The 539-nt window shown below is 31.9% G+C and carries 2 protein-coding genes; both read right to left on the reverse strand.

Annotation, left to right across the window (positions count from 1 at the left end; translation table 11 throughout):
• A partial coding sequence (gene rpl5 / locus ACQY5W_RS13525) for a large ribosomal subunit protein uL5 (RefSeq protein WP_428025491.1) occupies positions 1-352 on the reverse strand: 352 nt, incomplete at its 3' end.
• A 1-nt stretch (position 353) separates the two neighbouring features.
• Positions 354-539, reverse strand: a 186-nt coding sequence (gene rplX, locus ACQY5W_RS13530) for a 50S ribosomal protein L24 (protein WP_428025492.1), incomplete at its 5' end; no start/stop codon positions are given.

Consider the following 539-nt stretch of genomic DNA (forward strand, 5'->3'; position numbering starts at 1 on the left):
TAAGACCTCTAAAGTCTTTTACTCTAGGTAGTGCAATAGAACAAAGTTTATCTAAGAATGTGTACATTCTCTCACCTCTAAGTGTAACTTTTACACCTACAGGCATACCTTCTCTTACTTTAAAACCAGCAACTGATTTTTTAGCAATAATTTGAATCGCATGTTGTCCAGCAATTAAAGAGATAGTATCTTGAATGTTTTGCATCAATTTTGTATCTTTCATTGCTTCACCAGCACCTACAGAAATAACAACTTTTTCTAACTTTGCAGTTAACATTTTGTTTTTAGGGAACTCAGTTTCTAAAACTGGTCTAATCTCTGTATTATATCTTTCTTGTAATCTGTTTGCCATCTTACTCACCTTCTACTTTTGCTACATTTGAGATATCAATAGGCATCTCTTTGTTTACAAAACCACCATTAGGGTTTTTTTCTTGATCAGGCTTAACAGTTTTTTTAGCTACTTTACAATCTTTTACAATAACTTGTAATTTAGATGGGATAACTTTTAAAACTTCACCAGTTTTACCTTTATCGTC

The sequence above is a fragment of the Arcobacter sp. genome (assembly GCF_050300555.1).
In the GTDB taxonomy this organism is placed as follows: domain Bacteria; phylum Campylobacterota; class Campylobacteria; order Campylobacterales; family Arcobacteraceae; genus Arcobacter.